The 16,789-nt window shown below is 70.9% G+C and carries 14 protein-coding genes; 4 read left to right on the plus strand and 10 right to left on the minus strand.

Translation table 11 applies throughout. From position 1 onward, the window contains the following. Positions 1-154 precede the first annotated feature (154 nt). Both dnaJ and hrcA read right to left on the minus strand, forming a co-directional pair. Positions 155-1,291 carry a molecular chaperone DnaJ gene (gene dnaJ / locus ACZ63I_RS14435; protein WP_041989933.1) on the minus strand — a complete coding sequence of 379 codons (1,137 nt, stop codon included), beginning with the start codon at positions 1,289-1,291 and terminating at the stop codon, positions 155-157. Then, positions 1,292-2,308: a heat-inducible transcriptional repressor HrcA gene (gene hrcA, locus ACZ63I_RS14440; RefSeq protein ID WP_469338624.1), complete on the minus strand. Its 1,017-nt coding sequence runs from the start codon at positions 2,306-2,308 to the stop codon at positions 1,292-1,294. It lies immediately after the preceding gene. A 421-nt stretch (positions 2,309-2,729) separates the two neighbouring features. Here hrcA and ACZ63I_RS14445 point away from each other — a divergent pair, with 421 nt between their 5' ends. Further along, complete coding sequence (locus ACZ63I_RS14445) at positions 2,730-3,905, plus strand: macrolide family glycosyltransferase (RefSeq protein ID WP_469338626.1); 1,176 nt, start codon at positions 2,730-2,732, stop codon at positions 3,903-3,905. A gap of 16 nt (positions 3,906-3,921) precedes the next feature. After that, positions 3,922-4,746, plus strand: a complete 825-nt coding sequence (locus tag ACZ63I_RS14450; RefSeq protein WP_469338628.1) for a DUF3097 domain-containing protein — start codon at positions 3,922-3,924, stop codon at positions 4,744-4,746. Here the strand turns inward: ACZ63I_RS14450 and ACZ63I_RS14455 are convergent. The 3 genes from ACZ63I_RS14455 to ACZ63I_RS14465 form a co-directional block, all read right to left on the minus strand. After that, positions 4,724-5,314: a Uma2 family endonuclease gene (locus ACZ63I_RS14455; RefSeq protein WP_469338629.1), complete on the minus strand. Its 591-nt coding sequence runs from the start codon at positions 5,312-5,314 to the stop codon at positions 4,724-4,726. The genes ACZ63I_RS14450 and ACZ63I_RS14455 overlap by 23 nt on opposite strands. A gap of 114 nt (positions 5,315-5,428) precedes the next feature. Further along, a complete protein-coding gene (hemW, locus tag ACZ63I_RS14460; protein WP_469338631.1) occupies positions 5,429-6,661 on the minus strand; it encodes a radical SAM family heme chaperone HemW in 1,233 nt (410 codons plus the stop codon). 104 nt (positions 6,662-6,765) lie between these two features. Then, positions 6,766-8,847 carry a SpoIIE family protein phosphatase gene (locus ACZ63I_RS14465; RefSeq protein WP_469338632.1) on the minus strand — a complete coding sequence of 694 codons (2,082 nt, stop codon included), beginning with the start codon at positions 8,845-8,847 and terminating at the stop codon, positions 6,766-6,768. 225 nt (positions 8,848-9,072) lie between these two features. Between ACZ63I_RS14465 and ACZ63I_RS14470 the strand changes: the two genes are divergently transcribed. Then, a complete protein-coding gene (locus ACZ63I_RS14470; RefSeq protein ID WP_469338634.1) occupies positions 9,073-9,657 on the plus strand; it encodes a response regulator in 585 nt (194 codons plus the stop codon). Between the two features lie 49 nt (positions 9,658-9,706). On the opposite strand, the gene ACZ63I_RS14475 is transcribed toward ACZ63I_RS14470, so the two are convergent. Further along, the gene (locus ACZ63I_RS14475) at positions 9,707-11,596 is read right to left on the minus strand and encodes an AMP-dependent synthetase/ligase (protein ID WP_469338636.1); all 1,890 of its coding nucleotides are present in this window, start codon (positions 11,594-11,596) and stop codon (positions 9,707-9,709) included. Between the two features lie 301 nt (positions 11,597-11,897). Beyond that, complete coding sequence (gene lepA, locus ACZ63I_RS14480) at positions 11,898-13,766, minus strand: translation elongation factor 4 (protein ID WP_469338639.1); 1,869 nt, start codon at positions 13,764-13,766, stop codon at positions 11,898-11,900. 199 nt (positions 13,767-13,965) lie between these two features. Here lepA and rpsT point away from each other — a divergent pair, with 199 nt between their 5' ends. Next, a complete protein-coding gene (gene rpsT, locus ACZ63I_RS14485) occupies positions 13,966-14,232 on the plus strand; it encodes a 30S ribosomal protein S20 (protein ID WP_041989908.1) in 267 nt (88 codons plus the stop codon). 235 nt (positions 14,233-14,467) lie between these two features. Here rpsT and holA read toward each other — a convergent pair whose 3' ends face one another. From holA to ACZ63I_RS14500, 3 genes are all read right to left on the minus strand, one after another. Continuing rightward, positions 14,468-15,460, minus strand: a complete 993-nt coding sequence (holA, locus tag ACZ63I_RS14490) for a DNA polymerase III subunit delta (RefSeq protein WP_469338641.1) — start codon at positions 15,458-15,460, stop codon at positions 14,468-14,470. 87 nt (positions 15,461-15,547) lie between these two features. Next, positions 15,548-15,784 (minus strand): hypothetical protein, encoded by a 237-nt coding sequence (locus ACZ63I_RS14495; protein WP_469338643.1) that lies wholly within the window; start codon positions 15,782-15,784, stop codon positions 15,548-15,550. A 54-nt stretch (positions 15,785-15,838) separates the two neighbouring features. Beyond that, positions 15,839-16,732, minus strand: a complete 894-nt coding sequence (locus tag ACZ63I_RS14500; protein ID WP_469338645.1) for a YceI family protein — start codon at positions 16,730-16,732, stop codon at positions 15,839-15,841. Between the last annotated feature and the right edge of the window lie 57 nt (positions 16,733-16,789).

The raw sequence follows: 16,789 nt of genomic DNA on the forward strand, positions 1-16,789 counted from the left end.
GGGACCCACCGGGGGGAGGGGGCCGGGGTCGCAGGAGGGGGGTGTCCGGACGTAAAGCGTGGGAGCGCTAGCGATCGAGCAGTCCGGACACCCCCCTCCGGAGGCCCCGGACACCGGAACCAGCCGGACGGGCCGCAACCCAGACCCCGCGGCCTCAACGGCCGTTAAACGCGTCCTTCAGGCGTGAGAAGAGCCCCTGTTGCCCCGGTTGAAACTGGCCTGTCGGCCGCTCCTCACCCCGGAGGACCGCTAGCTCCCTGAGCAACCTCTCCTGCTCGGGGTCCAGTTTCGACGGCGTCATGACCTCGACATGGACGATCAGGTCGCCGCGCCCGCCGCCGCGCAGGTGCGTGATGCCCCTGCCGTGCAGCGGGATCGACTGGCCCGACTGGGTGCCGGGGCGTACGTCGATCTCCTCGACCCCGTCCAGCGTCTCCAGCGGGCACTTCGTGCCCAGAGACGCCGCCGTCATCGGGATGGTGACCGTGCAGTGCAGATCGTCGCCGCGCCGCTGGAACACCGCGTGCGGCAGCTCGTGGATCTCCACGTACAGATCGCCCGCGGGGCCGCCGCCGGGGCCGACCTCGCCTTCGCCTGCGAGCTGGATGCGGGTGCCGTTGTCGACGCCGGCCGGGATCTTGACCGTGAGCGTACGGCGGGAGCGGATCCGCCCGTCGCCCGCGCACTCGGGGCACGGGGTCGGGACGACCGTGCCGAAGCCCTGGCACTGCGGGCACGGCCGCGACGTCATGACCTGGCCCAGGAACGACCGCGTCACCTGCGAGACCTCACCGCGGCCGCGGCACATGTCGCAGGTCTGCGCCGAGGTGCCGGGCGCCGCGCCCTCGCCGTTGCACGTGGTGCAGACGACGGCCGTGTCGACCTGGATGTCCTTCGTGGTGCCGAAGGCCGACTCGTTGAGGTCGATCTCCAGCCGGATCATCGCGTCCTGGCCGCGGCGCGTGCGCGACCGCGGGCCGCGCTGCGACGCCGTACCGAAGAACGCGTCCATGATGTCGGAGAAGTTGCCGAAGCCGCCCGCGCCGAAGCCGCCGGCGCCACCGCCGCCGCCCGCCGACAGCGGGTCGCCGCCGAGGTCGTAGACCTGCTTCTTCTGCGGGTCCGACAACACCTCGTACGCGGCGTTGATCTCCTTGAAGCGCTCTTGCGTCTTGGGATCGGGATTCACATCCGGATGCAGCTCGCGCGCGAGCCGCCGGAATGCCTTCTTGATCTCGTCCTGCGATGCGTCGCGGCGCACGCCGAGAACGGCGTAATAGTCCGTGGCCACTTACGACTCCGCCAGGATCTGTCCGACGTAACGTGCCACTGCGCGTACCGCTCCCATCGTTCCGGGGTAGTCCATGCGGGTCGGTCCGACCACGCCGAGTTTGGCGACTGCCTCGTCGCCCGAACCGTAGCCGACCGCGACGACGGACGTGGAGCTGAGGCCCTCATGGGCGTTCTCGTGCCCGATCCGTACGGTCATGCCCGGGTGTTCCGCCTCACCCAGCAGCTTGAGGAGCACCACCTGCTCTTCGAGCGCCTCCAGCACCGGCCGGATGGTCAGCGGAAAATCGTGTCCGAAGCGGGTGAGATTGGCGGTGCCGCCGATCATCAGCCGCTCCTCGGTCTCCTCGACCAGGGTTTCGAGGAGGGTCGCGAGCACCGTGGAGACGGTCCCGCGGTCCTCCAGCTCGAAGGAGTCCGGCAGGTCCTGCACGAGCTGCGGCACGTCGGCGAACCTGCGCCCCACGATCCGGCTGTTGAGCCGGGCCCGCAGATCGGCCAGCGAGGTCTCGCCGAACGGCGCCGGGCAGTCGATCATGCGCTGCTCGACCCGTCCGGTGTCCGTGATCAGCACGAGCATCAGCCGGGCGGCGGCGAGCGACAGCAGCTCCACATGACGCACCGTCGAGCGGGTCAGTGAGGGGTACTGGACGACGGCGACCTGCCGGGTGAGCTGCGCGAGCAGCCGGACCGTACGGCCCACGACGTCGTCGAGGTCGACGGCGCTGTCCAGGAAGTTCTGGATGGCGCGGCGCTCCGGCGACGACAGGGGTTTGACGCCCGCCAGCTTGTCCACGAAGAGCCGGTAGCCCTTGTCGGTGGGGATGCGGCCCGCGCTGGTGTGCGGCTGGGCGATGAAGCCCTCGTCCTCCAGCACCGCCATGTCGTTGCGGACCGTGGCCGGGGAGACCCCGAGCTGATGCCGCTCGGTGAGGGCCTTGGAGCCGACCGGCTCTTCCGTGCCCACATAGTCCTGGACGATGGCGCGCAGCACTTCAAGTCTGCGTTCACTGAGCATCGCGCACACCTCCAGCTCTCGTCCGTCGTACCCCGTCGGTCCTCGCTTGGCACTCGTTGCGGGGGAGTGCCAACATTCCCCGAGCCAGTGTACGGCCGTTCGGTACGGCCGTAGCAAGGCAGCCGCACACGCTGCCCGTGCCGCCCGTTCTGTCCCGGATCTTGCCCGGGTCATGTCCCGCGTGATGTCCCGGGCGGGGTTACCTCACCGCCGGGACCGGGATTAAGGTCGTCGGCATGATGCTCAAGCAGCTCTACGGCTGACACGACGGAAGTCCGAGGACCCGCCGCCCCGGGGACAAGCCTCCCCACGCGCCCGGTCCTGTATGCGGGTGTGGCGTCTCTTCGCCGACCCGGTCTCCGTCGTGTTTGTTTCCCGCGGCCTTCCTGACCGCCCGTAGAGCTGAAGTGAGTGATCTGCCATGTCACGCTTGCCCCGTCGCCATGTCGCGATGATCGGCGTCCCCGCCGTCAGCCACATCCTGCCCAGCCTGGAGATCTTCCGGGAGCTGGTGGCCCGCGGCCACCGGGTGTCGTACGCCAACGACCCGTCGGCCGAGGAGCTGGTCACCGGCGCGGGCGCGGAACTCGTCCCGTACGACTCGCTGCTGCCGGCCGACAACAAGTGGCCGGACGATCCGATCGCGGCGATGACGATCTTCCTGGACAACGGCATCCGGGCGCTGTCCGCGCTGCGCGCCGCGTACGACAGCGACCCCGCCGACCTGTACCTGTACGACATCGGCGGGTATCCCGCGCGTGTCATCGCCGAGGCGCAGGGCCGGCCGTTCATGCAGCTCTCGCCGACGTATGTGGCCTGGCGCGGCTACGAGCGCGAGGTGGCGGCGCAGTTGTGGGAGCTGCCGGGCGCCGACGCGTACCGGGCGAAGTTCCGTACCTGGCTGGCGGGGTCGGGGGCGACGACCACCGACCCCGACGTGTTCGGCGGCCGGCCGGCGAACACGCTGGCGCTGATCCCCCGGGCCATGCAGCCGTTCGCCGACGACGTCGACGAGGAGACGGTGACGTTCGTCGGGTCCTGCTTCGGGCCGCGCACCGGGCAGGAGGAGTGGGTGCGGCCCGTCGGCGCCGAGAAGGTCCTGCTGGTCTCGCTGGGGTCGGCGTACACGGGGCAGCCGGAGTTCTACCGCGCGTGCCTGGCCGCGTACGGGGATCTGCCGGGCTGGCACGTGGTGCTCCAGATCGGCCGGCGGACCGATCCGGGTGAGCTGGGTCCGGTGCCCGGCAATGTCGAGGTGCGGCCTTGGGTGCCGCAGCTCGCGATCCTGGAGCAGGCGGACGCGTTCGTGACGCACGCGGGGATGGGCGGCAGCAGCGAGGGGCTGTTCACGGGTACGCCGATGATCGCCGTACCGCAGGCGGTCGACCAGTTCACCAACGCCGACCGGCTGGTGGAGCTGGGGGTCGCGGTACGGATCGACACGGCGGACGCCACGCCGGAGCGGCTGCGCGCCGCCCTGACCGGGTTCGCGACGGCGCCGGCCACGCTCGGGCGCGCGGCGGAGCTGCGGGCACGGGCGCGGGCGGAGGGCGGTACGACGCGGGCGGCCGACCTCATCGAGAAGTTGCTCGACTGACCGCTATCGTCGGCGGATGCGCAGCTACAGTCCCGATCTGACGCCGCCGTGGAAGAAGCCCACGCCCGCGCCCGAGGTCCCCGCCGAACCGGATCTGGTGGTCGAGGAGGTGTCGACGGGCTTCTGCGGCGCGGTGATCCGCTGCGAGAAGACGGCCGAGGGGCCGACGGTGACCCTGGAGGACCGCTTCGGCAAGCACCGGGTCTTCCCACTGGTACCGCGCGGCTTCCTGCTGGAGGGCCGGGTGGTGACGCTCGTCCGCCCGTCGGCGGCGACCCCGCACCACCCGGCCCGCACCGCCTCGGGCTCGCTCGCGGTGCCGGGGGCGCGGGCGCGGGTGGCGCGGGCGGGCCGCATCTATGTGGAGGGCCGGCACGACGCCGAACTGGTCGAGAAGGTGTGGGGCGACGACCTGCGCATCGAGGGCGTGGTCGTGGAGTACCTCGGCGGCATCGACGACCTCCCGTCGATCGTCGCCGACTTCGCCCCGGCCGAGGACGCGCGGCTGGGCGTCCTGGTCGACCACCTGGTGCCGGGCTCGAAGGAGTCGCGGATCGCGGCGGAGGTGACGGGCGCGAACGTCCTGATCGTCGGCCACCCGTACATCGACGTGTGGGAGGCGGTGAAGCCGTCGTCGGTCGGCATCCCGGCATGGCCGACGGTCCCGCGCGGCCAGGACTGGAAGACGGGCGTGTGCCGGGCCCTGGGCTGGCCGGAGAACACGGGCGCGGCGTGGCAGCGGATCCTGTCGCACGTCAGGTCGTACCGGGACCTGGAACCGGCGCTGCTGGGGCGGGTGGAGGAGCTGATCGACTTCGTCACGGTCGGCGGTGCCGTTTGACCGGGGGCAGGGTCTGGAACTCAGAGGTGTCAAGCGTGACGTCCAGCAGGTCCAACGGGACGGACAGGCCGAACTTCACGGTGTTCTCCACCTGGTAGTCGGCCGCCTCGCCCTCGCCTGTCGGCTCCGTGAGCAGTATGCAGTGGGCTGCCATGGGGTCGATGACGAGGTAGGCGGGGACCTTGCCCGCCGCGTAGATGGACCGCTTCTCGCCGTAGTCCCGGTCGACGCTGGTCTTGGAGACGACTTCGACGACCAGGGTGAGCACGTCGGAGGGCAACAGCCGCCCGGACTCGGGACCGCCGCCGCGTTCGAGCACGACGAGGTCGGGCTGGGGCTCGCTCTGCTCGCCGGGGATCGCGATGTCCTGGGTCTGAAGACGCTCGAAGCGGCTGTACGGAATCTGGTCCTGGACGGACTGCACGATTCGGTTGTGGACCAGATCCGGCCCGGCCATCATCACGATTTCCCCCCGCAGGAGCTCCGCCACGTATCCCTCGGGGACCTCGAGGGCCTCGAAGAATTCGACGACGTCGTCAGTGATGGGTCGGTCATCCACAGCGGTCATCTCCGTGGCCCTCCGCTTTCGCCATCGCCGGGTACGACGGCAGCCTAGGGACAGCGTAGGCAGGTCCCGCCCCCTCCTGCACTGATTCACCCGTCCGGGTGATCAGTTGTGTGATCAGTCGACCAGGTCCCTGACCACTGCGTCGGCCAGCAGTCTGCCGCGCAGGGTCAGGACCGCGCGGCCCTCGGCGTGCGGGGCCGGGGCCAGGAGGCCGTCGTCCACCGCGCGGGACGCCGCCGCCAGGCCCGTGGGGGCCAGCAGGGAGAGCGGGACGCCTTCGGCGAGGCGCAGCTCCAGGAGGACGCGTTCGACGCGGCGGTCCTCGTCGGTCAGCAGCTCGCGGCCCGCGCCCGGGGAGCGGCCCTCAGCCAGCGCCGCCGCGTACGCGCCCGGGTGCTTCACGTTCCACCAGCGGACGCCGCCCATGTGGCTGTGCGCGCCGGGGCCGGCGCCCCACCAGTCGGCGCCGCGCCAGTACAGCTCGTTGTGCAGGCAGCGGGCGGCCTCCGAGGTCGCCCAGTTGGACACCTCGTACCAGCCGAAGCCGGCCGCCGCCAGCACCTCGTCGGCGATCAGGTAGCGGTCGGCGTGCTCGTCGTCGTCCGTCATGGGGACCTCGCCGCGCCGGATGCGCCGGGCGAGCTGGGTGCCCTCCTCCACGATCAGGGCGTACGCGGAGATGTGGTCGGGCCCGGCGCCGACGGCCGCCGCGAGTGAGGCGCGCCAGTCGTCGTCGGTCTCGCCGGGGGTGCCGTAGATCAGGTCCAGGTTGACGTGGTCGAAGCCCGCCGCGTGCGCTTCCGCCACGCAGGCCTCGGGGCGGCCGGGGGTGTGGTTGCGGTCGAGGACCTTCAGCACGTGCTGCTTGGCGCTCTGCATGCCGAACGAGATCCGGTTGAAGCCGCCCTCGCGCAGCGCCGCGAGATACGCCGGGTCGACGGACTCCGGATTCGCCTCGGTGGTGATCTCGGCGTCGTCGGCGAGCCCGAACTCGTCGCGGATCGTGCCCAGCATCCGCACCAGGTCACCGGCGGCCAGCAGGGTCGGCGTCCCGCCGCCGACGAAGACGGTACGCACCGGCCTGGGGTCGTCCCCCAGCACCTTCCTGGCCAGCCGTACCTCGTCGGCGAGGGTGTCGGCGTAGTTGTCACGCGAGGCGAGCACCCCGCCCGAGCCGCGCAGCTCGGTCGCGGTGTAGGTGTTGAAGTCGCAGTAGCCGCAGCGGGTCGCGCAGTACGGAACGTGCAGATAGAACCCCAGAGGCCGCTCGCCCGCCCCCACGAGGGCATGCGCGGGCAACGCGCCGGTCTCGGGCATGGGCTCACCGTCGGGCAGTGCGGAAGGCATGCCCCCATTGTCCCGTACGGCGGAGGTGACCCGTACGGGCCGAGGACGCGCCGCACGGGACGGCCCGCCGCGCCCGCGCGCGGGGCCGGGTGGCGTCGGCTGGGTCATTCCGCCTGGAAGACCAGGAGTGCCAGGTCGTCGCCCGGTGGGGTGCCGTCGAAGTCGTGTACCGCGCTTCGTATCCGGTCGGCGACCTGCTGGGCCGGTAGGCCCACGCAGGACGCCAGGACCCTTGCGAGGCCGTCGCAGTCGTCCAGGAGGTGCTGGCCCGAGCGGCGTTCGGTGACGCCGTCCGTGACGCAGAGGAGGGTGTCGCCGGGCTGGAGGTCGAAGGTGTGGCTCTCGTACGCGACGTTCTCGACCACCCCCAGCAGCAACTGCGGTTCGGCGGCCGGGCGGACCGAGCCGTCGGGGCGCAGCAGCAGCGGCAGTGGGTGGCCCGCGCTGGCCAGCGTGCAGCGGACGCCGCCGACCGGGCCCGGCAGGGGCATCAGCTCGCCGTAGAGCAGCGACAGGAAGCGGGGCTGGCTGCCGTCGGGCAGCGTCTGCGTCCCGTCCGCCGGGCCTGCCGCCGAGGCGACCATCAGGGACGCGGCCTCCGCGGCCTCCGTCGCGTCGTCCAGCAGCAGCCGGTTGAGCCGGTCGAGCACCTCGCCGACGCGGTAGCCCTCGCGGGCCAGCAGCCGCAGCCAGGGGCGGGCCAGGCCGGTGACGACGGCGGCCTCGGGGCCGCTGCCCTGGACGTCGCCGAGCATGAAGCACCAGCGGCCGCCGGGCGGGCAGGGGAAGACGTCGTAGAAGTCCCCGCCCGCGAGGCCGTCGTCGCTCGGCTCGTACACCAGGGAGCTGGCGACGCCGGGGATCCTCGCCACCTGGCTGGGCAGCAGTCCGCGCTGGAGCACCCGGCTGATGGTGGCCTGCCGGGTGTAGCGGCGGGCCGCGCCGATCGCGAGCGCGACGCGGCGGGCGAAGTCCTCGACCAGCGAGCTGACTTCGTCGGGCACCCGGGCCCGGCCGTCGAGCCTGCCGAGCATCAGCGTGCCGATGGCGCGGCCGTTGGCGACGAGCCGGTAGACGAAGGCCGTCCCGTGGGCGGTGTCCCCGGGGTTCGAAGGGTGCGAGGCGTTCTCGTCGCCGGTACCGCCCGGGTCGCCCGCCGGCGACACCGCTCCCCCGACCCGGACCGACACACCCGGCCGCGCCGCCTCTGGCGGCCGTGGCATCTCCTGCTCCAGCACCGCCCGGAGCTGGTCGATCCGGGACTCGTCCAAGTGCCAGACGCGGGCGAGCCGGGGCGGCGCGCCCGCGGCGCCGCCTTCGGCGTCCAGCCAGACGGCGCACCAGTCCGCGAGGCGCGGCACCAGGAGCTGGCAGGCGAGCGCCGCCACGAGGTCTTCGTCGAGCTGTCCCGCCAGCAGGTCGGACGCTTCGGCGAGGAACGCCAGGGCGCCCCTGCTGACCCAGTCGGGATCGTCGCGCACGGTGCGCCGCGACGCGGGCGCGAGGATCTCCGCCGCGCGCAGCTCGCGCCGCAGCGCCGGCCCCGTCGCCTCCGACTGCGCGGCGCCCGACACCGCTCCCCCGCCCGGCACGGCCGGTTCCCTGCCGTCGAGCGGCAGCCGGGCCCAGACGGTCTTGAGGCCCGAGCGGTACGTGATGCCCCAGCGTTCGGCGAGCGAGCCGACGACCTGCAGCCCGCGGCCGTACTCGGGCGCACCGGCGGCGGATCGTTCCTGCACACCGCCGCGCACCGCCCGCGTGGGGTGGTGGTCGGAGACCTCGACCAGCAGCCCCGCCGGGTCGCCGTCCGGCTGGGAGGGGTCGTCGGGTTCCGTGGCGTCCTCCAGCCGGCACAGCACCTCGACGGTCGTGCCGGCGTGGACGACGGCGTTGGTGACGAGTTCGTTGAGGACCACGACGGCGTCGTCGGCGAGCAGGTCCGTGCTGTGCTGCCCGGTGAGGCAGCCGCCCGCGCCCGCCGCGCTGCCCTGGCAGAACGCGCACGTGGCGAGCAGCCCGAGGCTCGTCCAGTCCGCCAGCGCCGCGCGGGCGAACCGGCGCGCGGCCGCGGGTGCGAGCGGATTGCCGGGCAGGCTGGTCCGTGCGGCCGATCGGGCGTCCTTCCGTAACGGCCCCTGGAGTGCGGGGCGTTGGGCAGTCTCTCGCGGGATCGGAATGGGCCCCACTCGGCGGCTCCTGGTCCGGTTGTGGCATTGCGCCGCTTGCGACCCCGACAGAGTGACAGACTGGGCTCGCCCATACGCACCGAGTTAGCAAAATGGGCGGGAATGCACCAAGGACAGCGCCTGAGTGGGCGTTTCGAGCCGCCCGCTGTCTGCCGCCCGGCCTTCCAGGTCCCCGAGGGCGCAACCCCCCGATGCGACCACGAACGATCACGTGAGGCATTCACCATGGGCACTCAGGCAGCCGCCACGGACCGGGCGAGCATCCTCCTGGTAGACGACATGGAAGACAATCTCGTCGCGCTGGAGGCCGTACTGGCCTCCCTGGACGAGCCGCTCGTCCGGGCCAGATCGGGCGAGGAGGCGCTGCGCGAGCTGCTGCGGCAGCAGTTCGCCGTCGTGCTGCTCGACGTGCGGATGCCGGGCATGGACGGCTTCGAGACGGCGGCCAACATCAAGCGCATCGAGCGGACGAAGGACACCCCGATCATCTTTCTGACCGGGGCCGAGCCCGACAGCGGGTACGCCTTCCGCGGTTACGCGACGGGCGCGGCCGACTTCCTGACCAAGCCGTTCGACCCGTGGGTGCTGCGCGCCAAGGTCAGCGTCTTCATCGATCTGCACCGCAAGAACCGGCAGTTGGAGCGGCTGCTGGCGAAGGAGCACGAGCAGCTCGACGCGATAGCGGACCGGCTGACGTCGATAGAGGACGAGCTGCACCGCACCGACCCGAACGACGCCGCCGTCCTGCGCCACCAACTGGCCCGGATAGAGGATGCTTTGGGCGAGCTGCGGCGCGGACGGGGACGCTGAGCGGGCAGTGCGGGCCCCGCGCGTGCGTCAGGGCTTGCGTGAAGGCCCGTCAGGCTTCGCGTGAGCCCGCGTACATGTCCTCGATCAGGTTCTTGTACTCCCGCTCGACCACCGGCCGCTTGAGCTTGAGGCTCGGCGTCAGCTCGCCGTGCTCGATGTCGAGGTCGCGGGGCAGCAGCCGGAACTTCTTGATGGTCTGCCAGCGCTGCAGCCCCTCGTTGAGCCGGCTCACGTACCCGTCGATGAGCCGTACCGTACGCGGGTCGGCGACGACGTCCGCGTACGACTTGCCCGCCAGGCCGTGCTCGGCGGCCCAGTCCAGGATGGACGGCTCGTCGAGCGCGATGAGCGCGGTGCAGAAGTTCCGGTCGGCGCCGTGCACAAGGATGTTGGAGACGAACGGGCAGACCGCCTTGAACTGGCCCTCGACCTCGGCCGGCGCGATGTACTTGCCGCCGGACGTCTTGATCAGGTCCTTCTTGCGGTCGGTGATCCGCAGATAGCCGTCGGGGGACAGCTCGCCGATGTCGCCGGTGTGGAACCAGCCGTCGGCCTCCAGCACCTCGGCGGTCTTCTCCGGCTGCCCGTGGTAGCCCGCCATGATGCCGGGGCCGCGCAGCAGGATCTCGCCGTCGTCCGCGATCCGCACCTCCGTGCCGGGCAGCGGCTTGCCGACCGTACCGGTGCGGTACGCCTCGCCGGGGTTGACGAAGCTGGCGGCGCTGGACTCCGTCAGGCCGTAGCCCTCCAGGATGTGGATGCCGGCGCCGGAGAAGAAGAAGCCGATGTCGGGCGCGAGGGAGGCGGAGCCGGAGACGGCGGCGCGCAGATTGCCGCCGAACGCCTCGCGGAGCTTGGCGTAGACGAGCCGGTCGGCGACCTTGTGCTTGGCGCCGAGGCCCAGCGGCAGCGAAGCGGTGCCGGTGCGCCGGAAGTTGTCCTGGGAGACCTTGGCCGATTCGCGGGCGACCTCGGCCGCCCACAGGAAGATCTTGTACTTGGCACCGCCGCCGGCCCGCGCCTTCGCCGCGACGCCGTTGTAGACCTTCTCGAAGATCCGGGGCACCGCTGCCATGTACGTCGGCCGCACGACCGGCAGATTCTCGATGATCTTGTCGACCCGGCCGTCGACCGCCGTGACATGGCCGACCTCGATCTGGCCCGAGGTCAGCACCTTGCCGAAGACATGGGCGAGCGGCAGCCACAGGTACTGGACGTCGTCCTTGGTGATCAGTCCGGTCGACACGGTGGCCTTCGCCATGTAGGACCAACTGTCGTGCAGCAGCCGTACGCCCTTGGGGCGCCCCGTCGTACCGGAGGTGTAGATCAGGGTGGCGAGCTGACCTGAGGTGATCGCGCCGACCCGCTCCTTGACGGCGGCCGGGTTCGCCGCGAGGTGGTCGGCGCCGCGCGCCTCCAGGTCGGCGAGGGAGAGCACCCAGCCGTCGGGGTCGCCTTCGGCGGCCAGCGCGTCGGCGGCCTCGATCACCACGACATGCGCGAGATGCGGCAGCTCGGCGCGGCGCTCGCGCGCCTTGGCGAGCTGCGCGGCGTCCTCGGCGATCAGCACCCGGCTGTCGGAGTCCGCGAGGATGAAGGCGGACTCCTCGACGTTGGTGGAGGGGTAGATCGTGGTGGTCGCGGCGCCCGCGCACATCACGCCGAGGTCGGCGAGGATCCAGTCGACCCGGGTGGCGGAGGCGAGCGCGACCCGCTCCTCGGGGCGCACACCGAGGCTGATCAGTCCCGCCGCGATGGCGTACACCCGCTCGGCGGCCTGGCCCCAGGTCAGCGAGGACCAGTCGTCAGGGCCCTCGCCCGACGAAGGGGGGACCGGATAGCGATACGCCTCGGCGTCGGGTGTGGCTGTCACGCGCTCAACGAAGAGGGTCGCCACGGAGGACGGCCGGTTCTCGATCAAGTTCTGTGTGTCGCTCACGACATCCTCCGGGCCCACGGCTGTGCTGCGTGACTGACTGACCAGATGACTGTACAACTAAGTGACTCGCGAGTAACTAACTGACGAGTAACTACCGAGCAGTGATCAGGGTAGAGGCCGCCCGTCGCCCGCGTAAGAGGCCGTACGGGGCCGCTTCATAACGAACGGTCCCGGCCCGCCCCGCCGTCCTCACCCGCCACGCCCCGCCCGCCGGGTCCCTGCGCCGCGGCGCAGGGACCCCAGGGGCGGTCCGACGGGCCCGGCGCGGGCGCCGGACGGCTACTTCTTGCCCACCGGACCGCTACTTCTTGCCCTTGCCGGCGGATTCGTCGCTCGACAGCACCGCGATGAAGGCTTCCTGCGGAACCTCCACGCTGCCGACCATCTTCATCCGCTTCTTGCCTTCCTTCTGCTTCTCCAGCAGCTTCCGCTTACGGGAGATGTCACCGCCGTAGCACTTGGCGAGGACGTCCTTGCGGATGGCCCTGATCGTCTCGCGCGCGATGACCCGCGAGCCGATGGCCGCCTGGATCGGCACCTCGAACGCCTGGCGCGGGATCAGCTCGCGCAGCTTGGCGACCAGCCGTACGCCGTACGCGTACGCCTGGTCCCGGTGGGTGACGGCCGAGAAGGCGTCGACCTTGTCGCCGTGCAGCAGGATGTCGACCTTCACCAACTGGGCCGACTGCTCGCCCGTGGGCTCGTAGTCCAGCGAGGCGTAGCCGCGGGTCTTGGACTTCAACTGGTCGAAGAAGTCGAAGACGATTTCCGCGAGCGGCAGCGTGTAGCGGATCTCCACCCGGTCGGCCGAGAGGTAGTCCATGCCGAGCAGGGTGCCGCGCCGGGTCTGGCACAGCTCCATGATCGAGCCGATGAACTCGCTCGGCGCGAGGATCGTGGCCCGTACGACCGGCTCGTGCACCGAGTCGATCTTGCCTTCGGGGAACTCGCTCGGGTTGGTGACGGTGTGTTCCTTGCCGTCCTCCATGACCACCCGGTAGACCACGTTGGGGGCGGTGGCGATCAGGTCGAGGTTGAACTCGCGCTCCAGCCGCTCCCTGATCACGTCGAGGTGCAGCAGCCCGAGGAAGCCGACCCGGAAGCCGAAGCCGAGCGCCGCCGAGGTCTCCGGCTCGTAGACCAGCGCCGCGTCGTTGAGCTGGAGCTTGTCGAGGGCGTCGCGCAGCTCCGGGTAGTCGGAGCCGTCCAGCGGATAGAGGCCGGAGAAGACCATCGGGCGGGGGTCCTTGTAGCCGCCGAGCGCCACGGTCGCCCCCTTGTTGAGGGTGGTGATCGTGTCACCGACCTTGGACTGCCTGACGTCCTTCACCCCGGTGATGATGTAGCCGACCTCGCCGACGCCGAGCCCGTCCGCCGCGGTCATCTCCGGGGACGAGACCCCGATCTCCAGCAGCTCGTGGGTGGCGCCGGTGGACATCATCCGGATCCGCTCACGCTTGTTGAGGCTGCCGTCGATGACTCGTACGTACGTCACGACGCCCCGGTACGAGTCATAGACCGAGTCGAAGATCATCGCGCGCGCCGCCGCGTCCGCGTCGCCGACCGGCGGCGGTACGTCCAGGACGACCTTGTCCAGCAGCGCGTCGACGCCGATACCGGTCTTGGCCGAGACCCGCAGGACGTCCTCCGGCTGGCAGCCGATGAGGTTCGCCAGCTCCTCGGAGAACTTCTCGGGCTGGGCGGCCGGCAGGTCGATCTTGTTCAGCACCGGGACGATGGTGAGGTCGTTCTCCATCGCCAGATACAGGTTGGCGAGCGTCTGCGCCTCGATGCCCTGGGCGGCGTCCACCAGCAGCACCGTGCCCTCGCAGGCGGCGAGCGAGCGGGACACCTCGTACGTGAAGTCCACGTGGCCCGGTGTGTCGATCATGTTCAGGACATGCGTCCTGCCCTTCTCGTCACCCGTGGTGGGCGCCCAGGGCAGCCGGACGGCCTGGGACTTGATGGTGATGCCGCGCTCGCGCTCGATGTCCATCCGGTCGAGATACTGGGCGCGCATCTGCCGCTGGTCGACCACTCCCGTGAGCTGGAGCATCCGGTCGGCAAGCGTCGACTTGCCGTGGTCGATGTGCGCGATGATGCAGAAGTTGCGGAGCAGCGCCGGGTCCGTACGGCTGGGCTCGGGCACGTGGATAGGGGTCGCGGGCACGCAGGGTCCTGATTCTTGAGACGCGCGGCGTCTCGTCTCGGGTCGACATCGGATCGATACGTAGCCTCCATCGTCCCACGGGCGCGGGGCTGCGCCCGGTTTGGGCCGGTCGGACGGTGACTGGTAGCCTGAATAGCTGTGTCTTGACACGGCACTGTCGTAGATCATCCAGTTTCATCGAACCTGAAAAGGCTCTTTCGTGGCGAACATCAAGTCCCAGATCAAGCGGAACAAGACCAACGAGAAGGCGCGCCTGCGCAACAAGGCCGTCAAGTCGTCGCTCAAGACCGCGATCCGCAAGGCCCGTGAGGCCGCTGCCGCCGGTGACGTCGAGCAGGCCACGGTGGCCGCGCGCGAGGCGTCCCGCAAGCTCGACAAGGCTGCCTCGAAGGGTGTCATCCACAAGAACGCGGCCGCCAACAAGAAGTCGGCGATCGCCGCCCGGGTTGCCTCCCTCCAGGGCTGAGCGCTTCCCGCTCTCCGCTCTATTGATTTGAACCAGTGATTTGATCGCCGGAAGGGACCCAGCGGGCCCTCTCTACCGCTCCTGACCGGCATCACCGGAGCCGCACACCGAACTGCGTTCGCCACGCGGGTGCGGATCCACAGGGTTTTACGCCGAAGGCCCCGGCACCGTCCTCCCCAGGACGGCGCCGGGGCCTTCGGCGTGTCCGGCCGGGGCCTCCGGCGTGCGCCGTCGTCTAACGGCCGGCGCCCGAGCGCGCGGCTGCCGCGATGGCGACGACCGCCTTCTCCAGCGCGTACTCGGGGTCGTCACCGCCGCCCTTGACCCCGGCGTCGGCCGCTGCCACGGCGCGCAGGGCTGCGGCGACCCCGTCCGGGGTCCAGCCGCGCATCTGCTGCCTGACCCGGTCGATCTTCCACGGCGGCATCCCCAGCTCCCGCGCGAGGTCGGCGGGCCGGCCGCCGCGGGCCGACGAGAGCTTGCCGATGGCCCGTACGCCCTGGGCCAGCGCGCTGGTGATCAGTACGGGCGCCACTCCTGTCGACAGCGACCAGCGCAGCGCTTCGAGCGCGTCGGCGGCCCTGCCCTCCACGGCCCGGTCGGCGACGGTGAAGCTGGACGCCTCGGCGCGGCCCGTGTAGTACCGGGCGACCACCGCCTCGTCGACCGTGCCCTCGACGTCCGATGCGAGCTGGGAGACGGCGCTCGCCAGCTCCCGCAGGTCGCTGCCGATCGCGTCCACCAGGGACTGGCACGCCTCGGGCGTCGCCGACCGGCCCAGCGCCCGGAACTCCGACCTGACGAAGGAGAGCCGCTCGGCCGGCTTGGTCGTCTTCGGGCAGGCGACCTCGCGGGCGCCGGCCTTGCGGGCGGCGTCCAGCAGGCCCTTGCCCTTGGCACCGCCCGCATGCAGCAGGACGAGGGTGATCTCCTCGGCCGGATTGTCGAGATAGGACTTGACGTCCTTGATCGTGTCGGCGGGCAGATCCTGCGCGTTCCGTACGATGACGACCTTGCGCTCGGCGAACAGCGACGGGCTCGTCAGCTCGGCGAGGGTGCCCGGCTGGAGCTGGTCGGGCATCAGATCGCGTACGTCGGTGTCGGCGTCGGAGACGCGGGCAGCCGCCACCACCTGCTGAACGGCGCGGTCGAGCAGCAGATCTTCCTGGCCCACGGCGAGCGTGAGGGGGGCGAGGAGGTCGTCGGGGGAAGTCTTCCTGGTGGCCATCGGGATCCAGGATGGCACGCCCCACTGACAGCGCGGCCCGCGGTGGGGGGACGGAAGTGCGGACGCACGGACCTGGGGACGTACGGCCTACGGCGCTTCCCGCCAGCCGTCCAGCTCGGCCGCGAACGCGTCGAGCGCCGCGGCGTCCAGCCGCTCCTGCGGGTCCTCCACGACGACGAGCCACTGGGCGTCCTCGGCGTCGTCCTCGCCGGCCAGCGCGTCCCGTACGAGCTGCGGCTCGTCGCTGACGCCGAAGCGGTCACCCAGCTCACGCGCCACCTCTTCGGCGGCGTCGCGGTCGGGCAGCACCAGTACGTGTCTCATGGGTCGGCAGGATATCCGCGGCTCAGGATCCGGCGGCTCGGGGGCGCGGCGGGCTCAGGCTTCGCCGGTCTTGGGGACGATCTGGATGTCGAGGTCGATCCTGATGCTGGAGCCCACGACGGCGATGCCGCGCGCCAGCATGGACTGCCAGTTGACGGTGTAGTCCTCGCGGTGCAGCTCGGTCGACGCGCGGATGGCGGCGCGGGTCTCGCCCTCCATGCCGCTGCCGAGCCCGAGGTACTGGGCTTCGAGGGTGACCGTGCGGGTGACGCCGTGCAGGGTGAGGGCGCCGTTGATCGCCCAGTTGTTGCCGCCGCGGTGCGTGATGCGGTCGCTGTAGAACTCCAGCGTGGGGTAGTTCGCCACGTCGAGGAAGTCCGCCGAGCGCAGGTGGTCGTCGCGCATCTGCACGTTGGTGTCGATGGAGGCGGCGCCGATGACGACGTGCATCGCGGACTGGTCCATCGTCGGGCCGATCCGGATCGCGCCTGCGAAGTTGTCGAAGCGGCCGTGGACCCGGGCGAGACCGATGTGACGGGCGATGAAACCGATCCGGGAGTGGGCCGGTTCGATCTCCCACTCGCCGGGAGCAGGCAGCGGGAGCGAGGGCGCTATCTGGAGCGTGATGTCGCCGAGTCCGACGAACTGCCCGCTCTCCGCGACCGACACACTGCCCCGGTGCGGGCTGAAGCTCTCCGCCGAGACGGCCAGCCGGTACTCCCCGACGGGGACCATCGCCACGATCGTGCCGAAGGGGTCGGTCTCGCCGCTGACGATCTTACGGCCGTTCTGATCACTCAGCGTGAATTCGGCGTTCCTGACCGGCTCCCCGACGGGATCGATCACCCGGCAGGTGAAGAGTCCCGCGCCGTTCGGTACGGACAGCCCGGCGAGCGGGTTGTTCTTCTGACTCGCGGCCGTCTGTCGGCCGAGCAAGCGGCTGATCATGGTGTGCGTACCCCTGTGCTGTTGGCCCTGCGAGGCCGCACCGGGCTCTCGACGTCG

The organism is Streptomyces sp. NPDC087906, from assembly GCF_055584925.1.

Coding starts and splice junctions, on each gene's coding strand:
- ACZ63I_RS14500 (WP_469338645.1), bottom strand. CDS start 16,732: ATGATCAGCCGCTTGCTCGGCCGACAGACGGCCGCGAGTCAGAAGAAC.
- ACZ63I_RS14450 (WP_469338628.1), top strand. CDS start 3,922: ATGCGCAGCTACAGTCCCGATCTGACGCCGCCGTGGAAGAAGCCCACG.
- ACZ63I_RS14455 (WP_469338629.1), bottom strand. CDS start 5,314: ATGACCGCTGTGGATGACCGACCCATCACTGACGACGTCGTCGAATTC.
- hrcA (WP_469338624.1), bottom strand. CDS start 2,308: ATGCTCAGTGAACGCAGACTTGAAGTGCTGCGCGCCATCGTCCAGGAC.
- ACZ63I_RS14495 (WP_469338643.1), bottom strand. CDS start 15,784: ATGAGACACGTACTGGTGCTGCCCGACCGCGACGCCGCCGAAGAGGTG.
- hemW (WP_469338631.1), bottom strand. CDS start 6,661: ATGCCTTCCGCACTGCCCGACGGTGAGCCCATGCCCGAGACCGGCGCG.
- ACZ63I_RS14445 (WP_469338626.1), top strand. CDS start 2,730: ATGTCACGCTTGCCCCGTCGCCATGTCGCGATGATCGGCGTCCCCGCC.
- ACZ63I_RS14470 (WP_469338634.1), top strand. CDS start 9,073: ATGGGCACTCAGGCAGCCGCCACGGACCGGGCGAGCATCCTCCTGGTA.
- holA (WP_469338641.1), bottom strand. CDS start 15,460: ATGGCCACCAGGAAGACTTCCCCCGACGACCTCCTCGCCCCCCTCACG.